18 protein-coding genes are annotated in these 16898 nt (G+C 62.3%); 6 read left to right on the forward strand and 12 right to left on the reverse strand.

The features are described from left to right. Positions 1-12 precede the first annotated feature (12 nt). Both AC5QPF_RS28540 and AC5QPF_RS28545 read left to right on the forward strand, forming a co-directional pair. Positions 13-483 (forward strand): prepilin peptidase, encoded by a 471-nt coding sequence (locus AC5QPF_RS28540; protein WP_494960943.1) that lies wholly within the window; start codon positions 13-15, stop codon positions 481-483. Positions 484-627: 144 nt separating this feature from the next. Continuing rightward, positions 628-1404, forward strand: a complete 777-nt coding sequence (locus AC5QPF_RS28545) for a response regulator (RefSeq protein WP_494960944.1) — start codon at positions 628-630, stop codon at positions 1402-1404. Positions 1405-1426: 22 nt separating this feature from the next. Here the strand turns inward: AC5QPF_RS28545 and srmL are convergent, their stop codons facing one another. Further along, positions 1427-2557 (reverse strand): PheS-related mystery ligase SrmL, encoded by a 1131-nt coding sequence (gene srmL / locus AC5QPF_RS28550; RefSeq protein WP_494960945.1) that lies wholly within the window; start codon positions 2555-2557, stop codon positions 1427-1429. Between the two features lie 423 nt (positions 2558-2980). Here srmL and AC5QPF_RS28555 point away from each other — a divergent pair, with 423 nt between their 5' ends. After that, positions 2981-3910 carry a CgnE/CgnB domain-containing protein gene (locus AC5QPF_RS28555; protein ID WP_494960946.1) on the forward strand — a complete coding sequence of 310 codons (930 nt, stop codon included), beginning with the start codon at positions 2981-2983 and terminating at the stop codon, positions 3908-3910. Between the two features lie 21 nt (positions 3911-3931). Here AC5QPF_RS28555 and AC5QPF_RS28560 read toward each other — a convergent pair whose 3' ends face one another. Genes AC5QPF_RS28560 through cpaB form a run of 8 tightly spaced genes read right to left on the reverse strand, consistent with a single transcriptional unit; the run spans position 3932 to position 11319 of the window. Next, positions 3932-4213 carry a DUF3613 domain-containing protein gene (locus tag AC5QPF_RS28560; protein ID WP_494960947.1) on the reverse strand — a complete coding sequence of 94 codons (282 nt, stop codon included), beginning with the start codon at positions 4211-4213 and terminating at the stop codon, positions 3932-3934. After that, entirely contained in the window at positions 4210-4893 is a 684-nt protein-coding gene (locus tag AC5QPF_RS28565) for a tetratricopeptide repeat protein (protein ID WP_494960948.1), read from the reverse strand. Before AC5QPF_RS28565 ends, AC5QPF_RS28560 begins: the two co-directional genes overlap by 4 nt. Before the next feature lie 14 nt (positions 4894-4907). Continuing rightward, entirely contained in the window at positions 4908-5792 is an 885-nt protein-coding gene (locus tag AC5QPF_RS28570; protein WP_494960949.1) for a type II secretion system F family protein, read from the reverse strand. 1 nt (position 5793) lies between these two features. Beyond that, positions 5794-6675 carry a type II secretion system F family protein gene (locus AC5QPF_RS28575; protein WP_494960950.1) on the reverse strand — a complete coding sequence of 294 codons (882 nt, stop codon included), beginning with the start codon at positions 6673-6675 and terminating at the stop codon, positions 5794-5796. Further along, complete coding sequence (locus AC5QPF_RS28580) at positions 6672-7940, reverse strand: ATPase, T2SS/T4P/T4SS family (RefSeq protein ID WP_494960951.1); 1269 nt, start codon at positions 7938-7940, stop codon at positions 6672-6674. Before AC5QPF_RS28580 ends, AC5QPF_RS28575 begins: the two co-directional genes overlap by 4 nt. After that, positions 7930-9129 (reverse strand): CpaE/TadZ family protein, encoded by a 1200-nt coding sequence (locus tag AC5QPF_RS28585; RefSeq protein WP_494960952.1) that lies wholly within the window; start codon positions 9127-9129, stop codon positions 7930-7932. The genes AC5QPF_RS28580 and AC5QPF_RS28585 overlap by 11 nt, the downstream gene beginning before the upstream one ends. Continuing rightward, the gene (locus AC5QPF_RS28590; protein ID WP_494960953.1) at positions 9126-10376 is read right to left on the reverse strand and encodes a secretin GspD/PilQ domain-containing protein; all 1251 of its coding nucleotides are present in this window, start codon (positions 10374-10376) and stop codon (positions 9126-9128) included. The genes AC5QPF_RS28585 and AC5QPF_RS28590 overlap by 4 nt, the downstream gene beginning before the upstream one ends. Before the next feature lie 22 nt (positions 10377-10398). Then, entirely contained in the window at positions 10399-11319 is a 921-nt protein-coding gene (cpaB, locus tag AC5QPF_RS28595) for a Flp pilus assembly protein CpaB (protein WP_494960954.1), read from the reverse strand. Between the two features lie 319 nt (positions 11320-11638). On the opposite strand from cpaB, the gene AC5QPF_RS28600 reads away from it, so the two are divergent. Both AC5QPF_RS28600 and AC5QPF_RS28605 read left to right on the forward strand, forming a co-directional pair. Further along, positions 11639-11866 carry a Flp family type IVb pilin gene (locus tag AC5QPF_RS28600; RefSeq protein WP_494960955.1) on the forward strand — a complete coding sequence of 76 codons (228 nt, stop codon included), beginning with the start codon at positions 11639-11641 and terminating at the stop codon, positions 11864-11866. Between the two features lie 70 nt (positions 11867-11936). Beyond that, entirely contained in the window at positions 11937-12353 is a 417-nt protein-coding gene (locus tag AC5QPF_RS28605; protein WP_494960956.1) for a response regulator, read from the forward strand. Between the two features lie 95 nt (positions 12354-12448). Here the strand turns inward: AC5QPF_RS28605 and AC5QPF_RS28610 are convergent, their stop codons facing one another. From AC5QPF_RS28610 to AC5QPF_RS28620, 3 genes are all read right to left on the reverse strand, one after another. After that, complete coding sequence (locus AC5QPF_RS28610; protein ID WP_494960957.1) at positions 12449-14119, reverse strand: POTRA domain-containing protein; 1671 nt, start codon at positions 14117-14119, stop codon at positions 12449-12451. 105 nt (positions 14120-14224) lie between these two features. Then, positions 14225-15610 carry a collagen-like triple helix repeat-containing protein gene (locus AC5QPF_RS28615; protein WP_494960958.1) on the reverse strand — a complete coding sequence of 462 codons (1386 nt, stop codon included), beginning with the start codon at positions 15608-15610 and terminating at the stop codon, positions 14225-14227. Continuing rightward, entirely contained in the window at positions 15559-16047 is a 489-nt protein-coding gene (locus AC5QPF_RS28620; protein WP_494960959.1) for a hypothetical protein, read from the reverse strand. The genes AC5QPF_RS28615 and AC5QPF_RS28620 overlap by 52 nt, the downstream gene beginning before the upstream one ends. Before the next feature lie 399 nt (positions 16048-16446). Between AC5QPF_RS28620 and AC5QPF_RS28625 the strand changes: the two genes are divergently transcribed. Next, positions 16447-16896: a DMT family transporter gene (locus tag AC5QPF_RS28625; protein ID WP_494960960.1), complete on the forward strand. Its 450-nt coding sequence runs from the start codon at positions 16447-16449 to the stop codon at positions 16894-16896. Positions 16897-16898 lie beyond the last annotated feature (2 nt).

Here is a 16898-nt window from a genome sequence, read left to right on the forward strand (position 1 = left end):
GGCATTTCGCCAATGCAAAGTCTCGTCCTGCTGTTGTGGCTTGCCCTCTGTGCCGAACAGGATGTCCGTGAACGGCAGATCGCCAACACCCTGACGCTCGGTGCCGCTACCTTCGCCCTCGCCTACCTGTTCCTTACCGGCCACACCTGGATCGGCGCCGAACCGGCCGATGCAGCCGTCGCACTGGCACTGGTGATGGTGCTAACGCTTCCCGGCTATATCCTTGGTCGTCTGGGGGCGGGTGACGTGAAGTTGCTCGGTGCCCTGGCCCTGGCAACCGACCAGTGGTACCTGCTCGGCACTTTCATCGGTGCCGGGGTTGCCCTGCTCGCCTGGTTGGCGGCCCGCCGCTGGATGTGGTCCCTGTTGAATCAAAAGCTTAAGAAGCGTCTGCGCGAATGGCAGGAGCAGATGTCCGACAAACAACCCTTCGCGCCCTTCCTTCTCAGCGGCTTTTTGCTCGCGATCATATGGATCCATTAGTCGCCTGGGGCCTCTAACTCCGGTGTCACTCCTTGTAAATAGTCAAAAGGAGCGACTACTTTTTAGTGAGTGCCCCACCGTGACCCGGGACCGCTCCTTGGCAGCATTCAGGGAGGGCACGTCAGCATGGAGTCGCGATTCAAAATGCCAACCAGCCCAGTGAAAGTCCTGGTCGTCGATGACCAGCCATTGATCGTCGAAGAGCTTTGCGAGTTTCTTGAAAGCAGTGGTTATCGCTGCGTCCCGTGTCATTCCAGTGTCAACGCCATCGACCGCTTCATCGCCGACCCGACGATCGGCCTGGTGGTCTGTGATCTGAACATGCCCGAGTACGACGGCATCGAGCTGGTCAAGGCGCTGAAAAGCATGGCCGGGCCGGAGCGCATCTTCGAAGCCATCATGCTCACCGGTCGCGCCGACAAGCAGGACGTGATCAAAGCCCTGCGCGAAGGCTTCGCCGATTACTACCAGAAGCCGGTGGACCTGGAAGAGCTGCTCGAAGGCCTGAAGCGCCAGGAAAACGTACTGCTGGCGCGGCATAAGGATTTCCAGCAGTTGGGTCATCTGAACCAGAAGCTGAAGTACCTGGCGGAGTCCATCGACGACCTCTACCAGGACCTCGACAAGGCCCGCACCCAGGCGCCGACCAGGCAGGAGGCGAGCGAGGCAGGCGAGTCGCAAAGCGACGCGGTACCAACCATCTTCGCCCCGCTGTCGCCACGTCAGCTGGATGTGGCGCGGCTGGTGGGCCAGGGCAAGACCAACTACCAGATCGCCTGCGAGCTGGGCATCACCGAGAACACGGTGAAGCTGTACGTGTCCCAGGTGCTGCGCCTGACCCACATGCACAACCGAACGCAACTGGCGCTGGCGTTGTCGCCGAGCGGTTCGGCGTTGCGCCAGCGGGTGACGGAGCATTGAGAAAGAGGCGTGAGGAGAATCGCTACAGACGGTACCCTCCTCCTGGCTCACCTTCATGCATTGCGCTTTGGATGACTCCGTACAACTGATTCGCCTCCTCGGTGGTGATGGACCGCGAAGCGTCACGTAACACGATGTGCAGGAGCACGTTTTCCTGACCGGGGATCAAACCCAGACGCTGAATAGCCTGCTCAGGAAGATCACCATAGGCCCAGCGTCCCTTGATCTGCATTTCCTCGATCCAGCAGGCATGCTCTCCAGCTGCATTCAGCATTTTCTCCGTCAGCGCTTCCTCACTTAGGCCTGGCGAAACAGCAAGCGAAATGTCCCTGCTCGTCGACGGCAGGCGCGAAACAGGTCGCCATTGCGACAAGTCGTGCATCTGCGCTTGCACCCGAGGATGTGCATCCCGCAGCAAGCGAATGTCAGGTAGTCCCTTGCGCAACATGGTCAGGCGGTCCAGGCCCATGCCCAGTGCGAGTCCACCGTGTTGCTCTGGATCGATGCCAAGACGTTCGAGGAGGCTGCGAGCGATGCAACCACACTCCAGTACCTCGATGGCTTTCTCGTCAGCCAACAGATTTACCTCGATGCCCTCATCGGTGTAATGATGCGGGCTGTCGCTGAACACCCAGCCCAGGCTGGGAGTTGCTGCCTCCAGAATGTCCCGTACAAGTCTCAGGAGATCTTTTCGATTGGAAAGCGCTGGCTCCCCCAAGACCCAGACATCCATCTGATGTGGTTCGGCGCAGTGCCAGCGGTCACGAGTGTCCCGGCGAAATGTAATCCCGGGAGCAGCGATCAACCTCATCTCACCAGGCTTTCTCGCCGTGGCGGCAGCCTGCAATGCTGCCGGAATCTGACTGGTCGTCTGCGTGCGCAGCAGCCGTTCTTGATCCACCCAGCGAGTGTGTTCGCTACCCAGGGTTACTTCGTCGGGGGAGTACCCCAAGAGTGCATAGTTTTCCCTGGCGTGCACTACCCTTGGGCCAGTAACGACTTCGGCTGTTGGCCAGCCTCGCTCACGCAGCCCCTCCAGGACTTCGCTTGCCATCAGGTGCACCGCGTGTGAATTGGACGACCAGAGCGTCAGGTCTTTCAGCGCTAGAGCATGTTCCAGTTGAGTCGGCGTAATACAGGTTTTTGTAGCCATTTCTTGTAATCCCCATATATGCAATACACATAACCACATGAACAAAAGACCACGACAAAAGCTAATTCTTCAGTATTGGGAAATGCAAGACGCTTTATAACAATCAGAAACCCCTCTCAGAAAAATCTTCAAAACCTTAAACACCTTTACTCAGCAGGCCATATAAATATTTCAAGGATTTAACAAAAAAATTCTTGCCATCCGGCAGCTCATAGTAAAAAAATCCGACGACCCTCAATTTCGAGGGCATATAACAAGGACAAACTCATGAATGATCCTATGGACTTCAAAGATCTTGCACGCACTGCCTCCGGGCCAGGAAACTTTGGTTGGTCTCCACTGGTATGGGCCCACTCTGACGAATAACTGTCGGTAAAACCCCAAGGTGTAGAGGCTCTCTCTACACCTTGCAAGGAGAACTTCATGCCTAATAAAAACCACTCAGTAGGCTGGATAAACGCAGAGCACGCCTTGATCCTTTCTGACAGCGAAGCTTTTCTCGCCGCCTCCGCCCAAAAAGGATTCCGCACTCAGTCGCTGATGCAGACTCACGCCCTACCGCCTCGCAGCCTGGTTTTTTCTTTCAGCCACGACGCTGCAAGACATACCTTTGAAGCTGCAGAGAGAGCAAGCAACAAGCAATCTGTTTTTTGTGCTCTACATGTATTCAAAGCAACGGTAATGCATGCCGAGTACACGCTGGACCTGATCATGAAAAGCGACTTTGACATGGCGCTGCGCACGCAGAGACAAGCCCTTAAAACATTTAATAACTTTCGCAACCTGAGGGTGAGCGGCAATAACTCTCGAGGAGCGGTCAGGGTACTCGAAAAGGCCACACCCTACGCTCTGATCGCGGAAGACCTAGATAACGGCTATATCCACTCGCTGGCAGAGTTCTTCGAGGTGCACTACGCACATATGAACCCGAAACACCATTGTCCTTTCAACTTTACAGGGAGTCTTCACATATCAGGCATCCTGATCGTCCTGAGGAAGAACACTCTCCCTCAAGCGGCTGCACTGAATGCTGACTTGGAGAACCTTGCCAGCCTGCTGGCCAAACATGGAGGAATTCTTCATGTCACCGAAAACATTGTCACTTCCTTCATGTGTAGTGAAGTTGACTACGTTGCCCTTCTCCAAAAAGCTGCAGGCCCACGAGGCCTGGCACTTACCGAGTTCGCCATCGGTGTCAATACCTCGTTAAACGGCATCATCGACTACGCGATCAACTCTCAAATCAACGAAGGCATCGAGGGTTTGCATGTCGCGCTCGGCGATGGCTCAAGCGGTTTTCATATCGATTTCCTGAGCCCACAGACCCGAGTAGATCCCGTCAGCCCAGTTTGAGCCGAGACTACAGGAGGCAGCTCAATTGCCTCCTGCCCCCCCCGAACTCCCCGAACTCATCTTCTCCCACTTGAAGACCTCGGGAATCTTGTAGTCATACACCTTCAGCCAGCGCTCCATGCTCTTGTCGTATTCCCGCGGCGTGCTGTTCTGCACCTTGGCGGAGGCTTTCTGCCCACTGGGCTGAAGTTGCAGCCAGGCTTCGGTAACCGCTTGCGGCGGGGACGAGGGTCCCGGTGGTATGGCCGAGGCGGCCAGCGGCAGGCCGGCGAGCAGCACCAATGCGAAGCGTCGAGTCTTCATGAAGGCCTCCGTGGCGGTTGCTCACCGCCGGGTTTGAGTTGCTCGGCACGGGCCTGGGCTTCACTGAACTGAGCCGCGCTCAGGCCCAGGCGGCTGACCAGGTCGGCGGCCTGCTGCCATTTGTCCTGGTACAGCAACAGGCTCACCAGGTTCACGGCCGCCAGCCGGTCGCTGTCCTTCAATTCGATGGCGGTGAGGAATTCGAAACGGGCCTTTTCCAGCTCACCCAGATTGAGATAGACCACGCCCAGGTCGTTGCGGATCTTCTCGTCGGTGGGCGCCAGGCGCATCGCCCGCATCAGGTGCTGGCGCGCCTGGACATTGTCACCGCGCGCCGATGCCAGCTGGCCGAGGCCATGTTCCGCCTCGGCGCCCATGCAGCCGCCCAGCAAGCTGCGATACAGCGGCTCGGCCTCACTGCTGCCGAGAATGCGCAGTACCTTGGCCTTGCGCACCCGCACCTCGGCTAGATCGCCCGGCATCTCTTCCAGGTGCGCCAGGCTGGCATGGGGACGACCGTCAGCCAGCATCTCGTCGGCGAGGTTCAGCGCCAGTTGTTGTGTCGCATCCACCTTGGTGCATTGCGCCGTACCGCCCTGCAAGGCCAGCCACGGCGCGCCGTTCTGCCCGGCACAACCAGCGAGCAGCAGCGCAGCACACATCATCCCGACGACTCTCATCCACCTCTCCTTTTTCAGGAAGCGAAGGCCCGGGCCAGTGCGGTCAGCCCAGGTCCTGCCAGCACGATCAACAGGGCCGGGAACAGGAAGACCATCATGACGATGGACATCTTCCCGGACATCTTCGAAATCCGTTCCTGCAAGCGCGTCAGGCGCCGCTCGTCGAGCAACTGCTTGAGCGCCAGCAGCGACTTCATCGCGCCACCGCCTTGGGTCAGCAATTGCTGGAGAATCACGCAGGTATCGTTGAACTCATCCACCGACAGCAGCCTGGCCGTCTGCTCCAGTTCCGGGGCAAGGGCCAGGCCGGAATCGACCCGCACCAGGATCAGCCGCAACTCCTCGCTCAACACCGGTAGCAACTGCCGTCCCTCGATGCTGAGGATGCGCAGGCTCTGCTCCACCGCCAGGCCGGAGTCGAAGAGGATGCGCAGCAACGGAATGAAGCTGGAGACCTCCTCGGCGATCTGTCGCTGCCGTCGCGCCGCCGACCAGGCGAGGATGCGCTTGGGCAGCAGGTAGCCGAGGCCGAGGGCGAACATCGGCAGCAACCACGGCGTATCGCTGTCCGGATAGAGCACCTCAACCGTCAGCAAAGCCACACCCAGCGCCAGCAGCGGCACGCCGATCTGCAACGCAGCGAACAGCGTGCGCTGGCGCGAGCGGCGCCAGCCGATGCGGTCCAGAAGCACGCGTGTCTCGCCATCCAGGGTTTGCGCATGCCGGGCGAGCGCGCTGTTGCCCAGACGCTGCAGCCAGCCATCCTCCTCAGGCGCCTGTGTCTCCTGACCTTGCAGACGCAGGGCGACCAGGCGCTCGCGACGATGCTGGCGGGCAAGCAGCCCGACCAGCAGCAGGAAGGTGACGAAGAACAGCACGGCACTGATCAGCAAGGCCATCTCAGATACTCCGCAACATGCGCCAGAGCGCCACGCAGCCCAGGGCCTGCAGGATGAAGGCCGCCAGCAGCATCATCTGCCCGCTTTGGTTGTGCCACATCGACAACAGGTAGCTGGGGTTCGCCACCATGAAGTAGCCGACCATGCACACCGGCAACGAGGCCAGGACTATCGCCGTCATGCGGGTTTCACCGGTCATCGCACGCAGTTGCCGGGCGCCCTGTTCGCGCTCGCGGATCAGCTTGATCAGGTTCTCCAACAGTTCGCTGGCATTGCCACCGTAGCGGTGGTTGATGCGCAGGCCGAGGGCGAAGACGCGGAACTCATCCTGGTCATAGAGTTCCGCCAGGTCGTGCAACGCCTCGTCGAGGCTGGCGCCCATCTGCACGTTGCGCTGCACCCGTTGCATCGCGCTCTTCAACGGATCGGAGGAAATCTCCACCGCGCCCAACACTGCATCACTCAGGGTCCGACCGGCTTTCAGGCTGCGCACGGCGTGGTCAAGCAGCGCCGGCAGTTGTTCGATCATGCGCCGCAAACGCCGGCGGTAACGCCAGCTCATGTAAAGGCGCCAGAGCAGCGGCCCGAGCACCAGCATCATGGCTGCCCCGAACCAGCCGGCAACACTGCCGGCAACCACGATCAGCAGCAGCCACGCCGCACCCCAGAGCATGAAGCGATCGGCGCGACGGTCAAAACCGGCGCGCAGCAGCAACAGGTCCAGGGAACCCCGCGCCGGTGCCTCGATCAACACCGGCTCGGGCAACTGGCCGAGGCGCTGCAACGTACGCTCCTCTGCGGACTTGCGCACGCCGTTGTAGAACAGGCCGACCGAGGCCGCCAGCAGCGCCAGGCCAAACAGTCCCAGCACCATGGCAATCACGGCGCCACCTCCAGCGGGTCGCGGCGCAGCTTGTCACCGGCCGGATTGACCGCTTCGCGCACGAATCCGCCCGTACCGCGCCGATCGAAGCGGAACAGCGTGTTAGTGACATACACGTCGTCACGCAAGCCGACCACCTCCAGCACCTCGCTGATGCAGCGTCGGCCATCGGGCAGGCGGGCCAGCTGGATGACCACGTCGAGGGCCGCGCAGACCATCTGGCGCAAGGTCTTCTCGGCAATCTGCCGACCGGTCAGGCCGACCAGGGTTTCCAGGCGCAGCAAGGCGTCCTGGGCGGTGTTGGCGTGCACGGTGCTCATCGAGCCGTCGTGACCGGTGTTCATCGCGGTGAGCACGTCGATCACTTCGACCCCGCGGATCTCGCCGAGAATGATGCGGTCCGGACGCATGCGCAGGGCATTGCGGATCAACTCGCTGGCCTTGATTTCGCCGTGGCCCTCGGCGTTCGGCGGCCGGGTTTCCAGGCGCACCACGTGGGGATGGTCCAGTTGCAGCTCGGCCACGTCCTCGATGGTTACCAGGCGCTCATGGGGACTGATGAGTTGGCTGAGGATGTTCAGCAGGGTGGTCTTGCCGGTACCGGTACCACCGCTGACCAGGATGTTGCAGCGCTTGCCCACCGCATTCTCGAAAAACTCGAGGATCCCCGGATCGATGGCCCGCGTTGCCAGCAGGTCGGCACTCTTGAGCATGTCCTTGCGGAACTTGCGGATCGACAGACACGGCCCGTCCAGCGCCACCGGCGGGATGATCGCGTTGACCCGGCTGCCATCCGGCATGCGCGCGTCGACCATCGGCGACGACTCGTCCAGGCGCCGTCCCAGCGGCGCAAGGATGCGTTGCATGACCCGCTCGACATGGTGCGAATCGATGAAGCGCAGGTCGGTCTGGTGCAGCACCCCGGCGCGTTCGACGAATACCCGGAACGGCCCGTTGACCAGGATCTCGGTGACGCTGGTGTCACGCAGCAGCACTTCCAGCGGACCGAAACCGGTGAGCTCGTCCACCAGTTCCTCGGCCATGCGCTCCATTTCATAACGGGACAAAGCCAGATGCAGGCGGGCGATGTATTCGCCGACCTGCTCGACGACGAACTGGGTCAGCGCCGGACGCGCGCCCTCCAGCAGGTTGCGCCCGGAGTCCTCGATGGCGTCGATGATGTAGCGGTGCAGCGCACGTTTGAGTGCCTGCGGGTCGGACCCCAGGTTGTGCCGGGGGCCGCCGAACAGGTCGTCACTGCTCATGCTTGCCGCTCCACAGCCGGCTCAGCCAGTTGTCGGCTTTGGGCTTGAGGTTTTCCGAGCGCCGCGCCAGGCGCTCGCCAAGCGCCTTGAGGGCTTGGGTCAGGTTGTCCCGCGGCGCCAGTTCGAACAGGCTCAGGCCCTGGTTGCGCGAATTCAGGCGCACCTCGGCGCTGGCCGGCAGCTCGGTCAGCACCGGCAGGGCAAAGCGCTTGCCGAGCGCTTCGGCGTCGGGAATCACGCTACGCAGATAGCGGTCCACCAAGAGCTTGGCATGCTCCAGGTTCATGCCTTTCTCGCGCCAGGTGTTCAGCACCTCCAGATTGCGCCGGCACTCGATGACGTTCTGGTCGGTGTACCAGATCAGCTTGTCGCAGTGACTGACGAACGTGCGCAGGGCCTCGCAGTCGACCTGCCCGGTGAGGTTGACGATGATGTGCTGGAAATGCTGGCGCAAGGCGCTGAGCAACATGTACAGCTCGGCGGCGCTGGTGCGCTCCAGTGGTTCGTCGCCAGGGGCGTAGACCAACAGGCGCAGGCCGCTGGCCTCGCGGGCGAAAGCGCTATCGATCAAGGTGCTGTCGAGGCGGCGCAGGTGGCGCAGGGCGTCGCCGAAATGAAACGAGGCTTCCAGCCCAAGCAAGGCCAGGCTGTCACCCCGGGGCAGGCCGAGGTCCAGCAGCAGGGTCTGCTGGCCACTCTTCTGCACCACCTGGCCAAGGTGCACACTGAGGAGCGCCCCATCGGAGCCGCACTGGGTGCCATACAGCACGGTGAGGCCGCCCAGGTGCGGGTTGGCAGTCACCGGCGGCAGGCGCTTGCTCAGGCGCCGGACCAATCCGGCCACCTCGCTGGCGCGCGAGCCGTAGGCAACGAAATCCCGCGCGCCAGCACGCATGGCGTTGAGCACCAACTGGTTGTCCATACCATCGCCGAGGGCGACGATCGCCAGCATCGGCTTGGCCTCCAGCACGCCTTCGATCAACGCGCACTGGTTGACCAGGTGCTCGCGATCCAGGCCGATGAACACCAGGTTGGCGAAGGTCACGTCGATCAGCGCCAGCAACTCGTCGAGGCTGCCACTGCCAGCGCCGACGACCTGGCCCAGTGGCGTCAGTGCGGTCTGCAGCCACTGCAGGTCGCCTTCGTTGCGGGTGATGGCGAGGAAGGTCTGGCTCAGGCTTTCACTCATCGGGATAACCCACTGCGACTATCGAAGTCGCCTTTTTCCAGGAAGAACAGACGCCCCCAGCTCGGGTCGTAATTGCGCAGCCCTTCACCCGGCAGTTCGGGCAGTTGCGCATTGGCCGCCAGCGGCCGGACCAGGTGCGGCGTGACCACCATCAGCAGCTCGGTTTCCTCGCGCTGCACCGTCGATTGGCGGAACAACGCGCCGATCACCGGCAGGTTGCCCAGGCCGGGAAACTTGTCGACGCCGGAACGGTTGGAGGTGTTGATCAGGCCGCTGATCACGAAGCTTTCGCCATCGGCGAGGGAAATGCTGGTGTCGGTTCGGCGTACCTTCAAGGCCGGTACCGTCACCCCGGCAATCGCCACACCGTTGGTGTAGTCCAGCTCGCTGACCTCGGGCGCCACCTTGAGGTTGATGCGGTCGCGGCTGACCACCGTGGGCGATAGCGCCAGGCGCACGCCGAACTCCTTGTACTCGATCGACAGGCTGTCACTGCCGCTGCTGGGTACCGGGATGGGGATCTCGCCACCGGCGAGGAAGCTTGCGGTCATGCCGCTGAGCACCGTCAGGCTGGGGCGCGCCAGGGTGTAGGCGAAGCCGGTGGTTTCCAGGGCGTTGATGGCGGCGAGGAAGCGGCTGCTGCCACCGCCCCAGACGATGTTGAACGCACCGTTGTCCAGTGGGATAGACGGTTTTGTCACTGGCACGCTGCCGGGAGTGACCACGGTGTTGGGCACCGTGCCGGGCGAGCCGATCAGAGAATTGTTCGAGCCCTTGAAGAACAACCGGGCGCCAGCTTCCTTGAGCTTGGTCCGGCTGACTTCGACGAAGCGGATGTCGGCCTGGACCTGGCTGGGCAACTCGCCATCCATCGATGGCGGCACGTAGGTCGAGGCCATGTCCGCCGCCGCACGTCCGCGCACGAAAACCATGGTCTGGCGCGGCGTGGTCGAGCAACTGGTCCACAGGCTCAGGCTCGTGGCGCCGGGGCCGATGGCGGTCAGCAGCAAGGCATCGCTGCCGACGGCATGCACGTCGGCGACCCGGGGATCGCCCACTGCCGCGCGGCTGATGCTCACCGGCAGGCGCAGTTCCTGTTGCAGGCCCTGGTCGATCTCAAGGGTTGCCGGGACCCGTGGCAACGCCGCGCAACCGCTGACCGCGCCATGCGCATGGGACAGTGGTAAAAGGCCCGACAAGGCGAGCAACAGCGACAGGGAGGAAATCCGCGAGGAACGAAGGTTCATCGATGGGGCATCCTTGCATGATTCATTGGGTTTGCTCGGCCTGGGAGCCGCGAATGATCTCGATCCCGCGCCTCGCCACCGGGCCGGCGACCCGGACTGGTGCCGCAGGCGTCATGGCCAGCTGGTTGAAGCGGTAGAGCTGGCGATTGGTGTCCTCGACCACACGGGCGCTGGCCTTCGGATCGGCCCAGTAACGGGACAACAGCTTCTCTTCGGCACTGCGCACGGCAAGGCGCAGGCTGCCGGCCTGGGCGGCCAGGGTCAGGCGGCTGGCCAAGGCCTCGGGCACCGCCAGCACCACGGTGCGCACCGGGTTGCGACGGCGCTCCTCGCGCACTTTGGGATCCGGGTCTTCTGGCTCGGCGGGCAGGCCATCACTGGCCAGTCCCATCAACTGGCCGACACTCAGCAGGCGCAATGCAGGGACGATGACCTGGGCGCTGGCGAGAGGGTTGTCCTGTTCACCGCGCAGGTAAACCAGCACGTCGACGTAGTCGCCAGGGCGGATATGACCACCGGCACTGCTCACCTCGTCCACCGCCAGGGTCAGGGCGCGTTCGCCGGGCTGGATCATCCGCGCCAGCGGCCCGCCAGCGGAAAAGCTGCCTTCTTCCAGCCAGGTGCCGGCCTGCAGGTCACGCCAGGGCGTACGCCCGGCGACCTGATCGATGCTCTGGAAACTGCCGGTCGGTGCCACCAGCAGGCGCTCGATGGCGAGGTCTTCGTTCTTCAGCGGCTGGTTGGCGGGCGCATCGCGGCGCAACACCACCACCGCCGTGCGCAATTCGTCCTGGGCATGTTCCACCGCCTGGGCCACCGGCTGGGCCACCGGAGCCGGAGCAGGCGTTTCCGGTTGCTTGCTGAGGACCAGTCCCCAGTAGCCGGCAATGATGGCACCCAACAAAAACAGTCCCGCCAGAATCAACGTGATGCGACTGCTCATGCTCGGCCCCTCCTTGCCTTCATCGTCGCAGCCCGTTGACGTCTTGCTAACAGGCCCACAAATACACACTTGGAAGTAACTATTTCGCTATTTGACGGTAGTCCAGCTAGGACAAAACGCCATTACCCGTTGGTGAAAATTTCCGCGTGACGGCCGTCACAGTTTCAAAACAAGGATTTACCGCTCGCGATGGGGGATTAACACTTTCGGGTTAATGCTTTCTTACATTTGATGAGGGGTTAACTCTTGACGATGCTCTGATGGCGAAGGGGAATCAAAAGGCCCTCGCTAGACCGCGTTCTGCGCAAGGAGCAAGACCATGTCCTTTACCAAAGTGATTTCTTCCATCCGGAAATTCTGCAAGCGCACGGACGGCGCGTCAGGTATTGAATACGCACTGGTCGCGGCCATGGTGGCCGTTGCGCTGGTGGCTTTCGTGACGCCGATCTCCACCGGCGTGAAAAACATCTTCACCACCGTCCAAAGTGCGATGACCACCGGTACCGGCACGGGTAGTGGCACGGGTAGCGGCACTGGCAGCAACTGATGAACCATTAGCGAGGCCCACACGGGCCTCGCGTCATGAGATCAAAGCCACCGCGTCAAAGGAATACCCCATGCCAGCTTCCCACCCACGTCAACAGTTGCTGCTGGTGGATGATGAAGAGGAAGCGTTGCTGGAACTGGCTGAACTGCTGGAAGGTGAAGGCTTTCGTTGCCACACGGCGACGTCGGTGAAAATCGCCCTTCAGCAGCTGACCCGCCATCCGGATATCGCCCTGGTCATTACCGACCTGAACATGCCGGAAGAATCCGGTATCTCCCTGATCAAACGTCTGCGCGAACATACCGCGCGCCAGCACCTGCCGGTGATCGTCACCACCGGGCATGCCGACCTCGAAGCGGTCAGCCAGTTGTTACGCCTGGAAGTGCTGGACCTGTTCCGCAAGCCCATCTACCACATCCGCCTGCTGGAAACCCTCGGTAATCTGTTTCCGCTGGAGGCCTCCCACGGCAGGCAAGCGGCGCGCTGAAGAACAAAATCAGCCGACGTAAAACCAACATAACGCGAACCTTGTGGGAGCGAGCTTGCTCGCTCCCACAAGGTTCAGGTCAATATCCGGCGATATCACAGCTGATAGCTGAAACTCACGGTAAACCGAGGCCGCCGGTTGAAGCTGTCCAGCGCGATGTCAGACATCGGCTTGGCCACCTCCAGGGAGATGTTGTAATAGTGCGCGTCACCGAAGCGCAGACCCAGCGCCGCCGAAGACATCTTCGAGTCCTGGATCGTCAGCTCATTGAACCAGGTCCGCGCCGCATCCAGCACCACATAGGGCTGCAGCAGCTTCACCCAGTCGCCATCGCGCTTGAAGCTGTAGTTGACCTCATAGGCCGCACCCCAGCCCTTGTCACCCGACGCCTGATCCACCGGGTAGCCACGCCCGAAGTTCTGCCCGCCGAACACCGCACGCTCACTGTCGGGCAGGCTGTCGTCGGTCCAGTACAGCGCGGCGGAGACCACGCCTTGCCAGTTCTCGAAGAAACGGTCGCTCTGCAAGCCGGACAGGCGCAAGCGGAAGAAATCGAGGTCGTAGCCAGCGTTGGTGTTGGCACCGAAATGGTCCATGCCCTGATATACACCGGCGCTGACGATGCGCAAGCGGGTGTCGGTCGCCTTGCGCCAGTCGCCCTCGAACGCGAGAGCGCGGATATCGGTACTGGTGCTGACCTTCAGGGGGAACCCGATCACCCGGTAATCCGTGGTGTCATCGACCGCATAGAAACGTGCGGCAAGGCTCAACCATTCGTTGGGCGACGCGATCAATGGATAGCTCAGGCCAATGGAGTAGCGATCATTCTCACGATGCTGCTTGAGGTCGACGTTGTTTTCCAGGCGCACCACGGCGCTTGGGTCGCTGCGATAGCGGGAGGCCGACAGCAACAGCTGGGTGCCCTCTGTGTCGAGGTTCTGCGAGTAGTCGACGCGGAAATAGTGTTCCTTGTCATCCCCGGGGGGAAACAGTGCGCTGACGCTGAGCTGCTCGGCCCAGGCGGTCTGCGCGTTGCTGTTGGCGCCGAACAGCGCCTGGATCTGGTCGCGGCTGCCATCGGTGAGGTTCATGGAGGTGGTGAACGGCTTGCGCGATGCCTGCACCACCATTTTGCTCGCACCGTCGGTGGTGCCTGGCGGCGGTACCTGAGCCTGCAGGGTAATGCCCGGAACCCTGCTCATCAGCGAGGTGTAGCGCTCGAACGTCTTGCGGGTCAGGGGACGCTCGGCCTTGAGCTTGGCCACCAGCTTGTCCAGGTAGCCTGAGACGCGGCCGATATCGCCCTGCAGTTCATAGTCGCGGATATACCCCTCGACCAGCACCACCCGCAGCAGGCCGTTGGCGAAATCCTGCACAGGCATGAACGCGTAGGACAACAGGTAGCCATCCTGCTGGTAGCGCTGGGTGACCTGTCGCGTCGCTTCGATCAGGTCGCCAAGAGTCACTTCCCGATCGATCAGTCCCTGGTAGTTTTCCCGTAACTCGCTCAGCGGATAGATGCTGCCACCCTCGATGCGGACCTTGCGGATCAGCACCCGGGTGCTCATCGTCAGTTGTTCCTGCTGGGTTGCGGCGGGCACCGGCACTTGCAGCTTCGGCGTCACGGGCCGGAAAGCGTCGGTCGGAAGGTTCGGCGCCGGGAGGTTGCGTTCGGTTTCGTTGCTGTTCAGATAACTTGGGAGTGGCTCGGCGGATAGCGCACTGACCCAGGAAAGACTCACTAGCGCGATTGCCATCGATCGCATAGGGCACTCCATGTCCTGAAAAGTACGAGGGAACCAAGGTGGTTCCCTCGTCAGACTCAAGCGTAGGTGTTGCCCGTAAAATCGTCTAACAACCCTGTTGGCTTTTTACTTCTTGGTGCCCAGCAGGCCACCGACACCGTTGAGCAGGCCACCCACTCCCGCATTGGCACCCGCCCCGGCCCCGGCGTTGGCGCTGCCAGTACTGGCCCCGGCACCAGCGCCGACACTGACGGTACCAAGAGCGCCGGTCACAGTGTTGACCACACCACCCACCGCGCCACCGACACCACCGACACCACCGACACCACCGGTCGCGCCGCCCAAGGCGCCCGTCACGGTGTTGACCACGCCGCCTACCGCACCACCGACACCGCTGGCTCCGCCAGTCGCGCCACCCAGGGCACCCGTCACGGTGTTGACCACACCGCCAAGGCCCGCCCCGACACTGCCACCGGCTTGACCATTGACCAGGCCACCCGCCTGGGCCACGGTTGCGCCAACCGAGCTGACAGTCGCGCCCAGTTGACCGGCCACCGGATTGTTCGTGGCACTACCCAGCTGGCCACCCAATCCGCTGACCGCGCCGCCGACCTGGTTGAGCAGACCGCTCACCGGAGCGCCCAGGCCCGTCGTCGCACCCACTTGCTGGGTCACGCTGGCAACGCCATTCACCACTGGGGTAACCGCTGCGCTGACGTTGCCAGCCAGCGCTGCCGCCGGTGCCGCCGCACCGCTGCTGGCGACGCCATTGCCGCCCAGTACGGTACCGAGTGATGCCACGGTGTTGCCCAGGCCGTTGGTGCTGCTGCCTGCGGCGCTGACCACGCCATTGTTGCTACCGGCATCAAGTCCGCTACCCACGCCGGCAACCACGCCACCGACGGTTTCCAGCAGTCCCGTGGAGCCACCGGCAGTCCCGTTGCCCAGCAAGCCGCCTGCGGTGCTGGTGCCGCCGCCGATATTGCTGACCAGACCGCCCACTGCGTTGGTCAGAGGATTGCCATTACCCGCACTGGTGACGGTACTGCCGACCTTGGTCAGCACCCCGCCCACATTCTGTACGGCCGAATCGAGCGGTGCCCCCAGACCGGTCTTGCTACCGAGGTTGTTGGTAGTGTTTTCCACCAGCGAGACCACCGGAACGACCGCGTTGCTCAGTTGCTGACCGACATTGCCAAGGGCACCGGTCGTGCTTTGGGTACTCAGGGTATTGCCGATCATGGTGACCGCCTGGCCAACCTGGCCGACCACACCACCGACCACAGGGATCTGCTCGATGGCCTGGCTGCCGGCAACGGCCTGGACGCCAGTGCCCAGCGAAGCGACACCCTTGCCGACCCCGGACAACGTGATACCGATTGCATTGCCACCGGTACCCAGTTCGCCAAGACCGTCACTCAAGCCAGTACCAACGTTGGTCACGGCCTGACCTGCAGAGTTCACCAGACCGCCGGCGTTGGTAGCCCCGATGACCGGGATCGAATTGACCACGGTACCCAGACTGCTGACCCCCGTACCCAGCCCGGAAACACCGGTACCCAACTGATCGACGACCTGTGCGACCACCAACGGCGTGGTGGTGCCACCGGCGTTGCCGCCGCCAGTGCCGCCAGTACCTCCGCCGGTACCACCCGTTCCGCCACCGGTACCGCCGGTACCGCCGCCAGTGCCACCTGTTCCGCCACCAGTACCGCCGGTGCCGCCGCCAGTACCGCCTGTTCCGCCACCGGTGCCGCCAGTGCCTCCGCCAGTGCCACCTGTTCCGCCATCGGTGCCGCCGGTGCCTCCGCCAGTGCCACCTGTTCCGCCATCAGTGCCGCCGGTGCCTCCGCCAGTACCACCTGTTCCGCCATCGGTACCGCCGGTGCCTCCGCCCGTACCGCCATCAGTACCGCCGCCAGTACCGCCATCGGTCTGGGACGAACCATCCACCGAACTGTGATGACCGCCACCGCCGCTGCTGCATCCCGCCGAAAGGGATACAGCCAGAACCAGTGCCAGTGCCGTACTTGCTTTGATCCACGCTTGAGTTTTCATGGCGACTCCATTGCTTTCGCTGCCGCTGCTTTTATGGATGCGGAGGCTTCGTGGTGAATCCTCCACCTCGGTGCAGCTATCTCAGTCCGGCGTGGGCGGTGTAACAATTCTGAGATTGGTATTAACCCGATCTATACGTTGGTGATGGCAAAAAAAGTCGCGCTTATTCAACGAGTTGTAGGAGTGATACGGCGCTGGTAATGGCACTTCGACTTTCGCGCTATAACCATTTGACGGGTATCTGACGCCAACCCGCCGTATACTCCGCGCCCTTTTTCCAGGAGAAACCTATGACCTCCCCCGCCTGGTGGCTGCTCTGCCTGCCCTTCATCGCTGGTGCGTTCCTGCCCTTGCAGGCCGGTATCAATGGCCAGTTGGCCAAGCAGGTATCCAGCGTGCTGGCTGCCGCGCTGATTTCCTTTGCCGTAGGCACCGTCGCGTTGTTGGCGCTGGTCCTGAGCCAGCGGGAAATGCCTGGCCTGACCGCGCTCAAGGGCCTGACCTGGTGGCACTGGAGTGGTGGCTTGCTGGGTGCCTTTTTCATCACCGTCGCCGCCTTCGCCGGGCCGCGGATCGGCGCGATGCTGTTCATGGCGCTGGTGCTCGCCGGGCAACTGGCGATGGCCATGACCCTCGATCACTTCGGCTGGGCCGGCTTCAAGGAAGCCCCGGCGACCCTGGGCAAGATCGCCGGCCTTCTGCTGATCCTCGCCGGCGTGTGGATGATCCGCCGCTTCTGATC

It is taken from the genome of Pseudomonas sp. Con_6 (assembly GCF_059379395.1).